Consider the following 3,046-nt stretch of genomic DNA (forward strand, 5'->3'; position numbering starts at 1 on the left):
ATGTTCTTTGAAAACTAGATATCGACATCCAAACAATATGCAAGGCAGATAGATTTATCTAATCTGCGCCAAGCAAGAATCTTTGATGTGCAAACATCATATAAGGTTAAGCTAGAAAGGGCGCACGGTGGATGCCTTGGCACTAGGAGCCGAAGAAGGACGGGACGAACACCGATATGCCTCGGGGAGCTGTAAGTAAGCATTGATCCGGGGATTTCCGAATGGGGGAACCCACCATCCGTAATGGGATGGTATCCATATCTGAATACATAGGGTATGAGAAGGCAGACCCGGGGAACTGAAACATCTAAGTACCCGGAGGAAGAGAAAGCAAATGCGATTTCCTGAGTAGCGGCGAGCGAAACGGAATCAGCCCAAACCAGAGAGCTTGCTCTCTGGGGTTGTAGGACACTCTATACGGAGTTACAAAGGAACGAAGTAGGTGAAGTGGTCTGGAAAGGCCAGCCGAAGAAGGTAACAGCCCTGTAGCTGAAACTTCGTTCCCTCCTGAGTGGATCCTGAGTACGGCGGGACACGTGAAACCCCGTCGGAATCCGGGAGGACCATCTCCCAAGGCTAAATACTCCCTAGTGACCGATAGTGAACCAGTACCGTGAGGGAAAGGTGAAAAGCACCCCGGAAGGGGAGTGAAACAGATCCTGAAACCGTGTGCCTACAAGTAGTCGGAGCCCATTAACGGGTGACGGCGTGCCTTTTGTAGAATGAACCGGCGAGTTACGATCCCGTGCAAGGTTAAGTTGATAAGACGGAGCCGCAGCGAAAGCGAGTCTGAATAGGGCGACATAGTACGTGGTCGTAGACCCGAAACCGTGTGATCTACCCATGTCCAGGGTGAAGTTCAGGTAACACTGAATGGAGGCCCGAACCCACGCACGTTGAAAAGTGCGGGGATGAGGTGTGGGTAGGGGTGAAATGCCAATCGAACACGGAGATAGCTGGTTCTCCCCGAAATAGCTTTAGGGCTAGCCTCGCGGCAAGATTCCTGGAGGTAGAGCACTGATTGGACTAGGGGCCCCCACAGGGTTACCGAATTCAGTCAAACTCCGAATGCCAGAGAATTATCCGCGGGAGTCAGACTGCGAGTGATAAGATCCGTAGTCAAAAGGGAAACAGCCCAGACCATCAGCTAAGGTCCCAAAGTATACGTTAAGTGGCAAAGGATGTGGAGTTGCCCAGACAACCAGGATGTTGGCTTAGAAGCAGCCACCATTTAAAGAGTGCGTAATAGCTCACTGGTCGAGTGACTCTGCGCCGAAAATGTAACGGGGCTAAACGTATCACCGAAGCTATGGCTTGTACCGTATGGTACAGGGGTAGGGGAGCGTTCGAAGTGCAGCGAAGTCAGACCGGAAGGACTGGTGGAGCGCTTTGAAGTGAGAATGCCGGTATGAGTAGCGAAAGACAAGTGAGAATCTTGTCCATCGAAAGCCTAAGGTTTCCTGAGGAAGGCTCGTCCGCTCAGGGTTAGTCGGGGCCTAAGCCGAGGCTGAAAAGCGTAGGCGATGGATAACAGGTTGATATTCCTGTACCACCTCCTTTCCGTTTGAACAATGGGGGGACGCAGTAAGGTAGGGTGAGCGCACTGATGGAATAGTGCGTCTAAGCAGTTAGGCTGTTGGGTAGGCAAATCCGCCCAACGTGAAGGCTGAGCTGTGATGGCGAGGGAAATTTTAGTACCGAAGTCCCTGATCCTACACTGCCAAGAAAAGCCTCTAGTGAGGAAAGAGGTGCCCGTACCGCAAACCGACACAGGTAGGCGAGGAGAGAATCCTAAGATGATCGGGAGAACTCTCGTTAAGGAACTCGGCAAAATGACCCCGTAACTTCGGGAGAAGGGGTGCTCTGATAGGGTTTATCGCCCGAGAGAGCCGCAGTGAATAGATCCAAGCGACTGTTTAGCAAAAACACAGGTCTCTGCGAAACCGCAAGGTGAAGTATAGGGGCTGACACCTGCCCGGTGCTGGAAGGTTAAGAGGAGGGGTTATCCTTTTAGGAGAAGCTCTGAATTGAAGCCCCAGTAAACGGCGGCCGTAACTATAACGGTCCTAAGGTAGCGAAATTCCTTGTCGGGTAAGTTCCGACCCGCACGAAAGGTGTAACGACTTGGATACTGTCTCAACGAGAGACCCGGTGAAATTATAGTACCTGTGAAGATGCAGGTTACCCGCGACAGGACGGAAAGACCCCATGGAGCTTTACTGCAACTTGATATTGGATTTTGGTACAGCTTGTACAGGATAGGTAGGAGCCTGAGAAGCCGGAGCGCCAGCTTCGGTGGAGGCGTCGGTGGGATACTACCCTGGCTGTATTGAAATTCTAACCTTGGACCGTAATCCGGTTCGGAGACAGTGTCAGGTGGGCAGTTTGACTGGGGCGGTCGCCTCCTAAACAGTAACGGAGGCGCCCAAAGGTTCCCTCAGAATGGTTGGAAATCATTCGCAGAGTGTAAAGGCACAAGGGAGCTTGACTGCGAGACCTACAAGTCGAGCAGGGACGAAAGTCGGGCTTAGTGATCCGGTGGTTCCGCATGGAAGGGCCATCGCTCAACGGATAAAAGCTACCCTGGGGATAACAGGCTTATCTCCCCCAAGAGTCCACATCGACGGGGAGGTTTGGCACCTCGATGTCGGCTCATCGCATCCTGGGGCTGAAGTAGGTCCCAAGGGTTGGGCTGTTCGCCCATTAAAGCGGTACGCGAGCTGGGTTCAGAACGTCGTGAGACAGTTCGGTCCCTATCCGTCGCGGGCGCAGGAAATTTGAGAGGAGCTGTCCTTAGTACGAGAGGACCGGGATGGACACACCGCTGGTGTACCAGTTGTTCCGCCAGGGGCATAGCTGGGTAGCTACGTGTGGACGGGATAAGTGCTGAAAGCATCTAAGCATGAAGCCCCCCTCAAGATGAGATTTCCCATCACGCAAGTGAGTAAGACCCCTTAGAGATGATGAGGTTGATAGGTCTGGTGTGGAAGCGTGGTGACACGTGGAGCTGACAGATACTAATCGGTCGAGGGCTTATCCTTAAAAA

General features: G+C 52.5%; 1 rRNA gene. It reads left to right on the forward strand.

From position 1 onward, the window contains the following. The first annotated feature begins 104 nt into the window (after window positions 1-104). A 23S ribosomal RNA gene (locus H9648_RS20545) occupies window positions 105-3,041 on the forward strand. Window positions 3,042-3,046 lie beyond the last annotated feature (5 nt).

It is taken from the genome of Fictibacillus norfolkensis (assembly GCF_014836645.1).
Lineage (GTDB): Bacteria > Bacillota > Bacilli > Bacillales > Fictibacillaceae > Fictibacillus > Fictibacillus norfolkensis.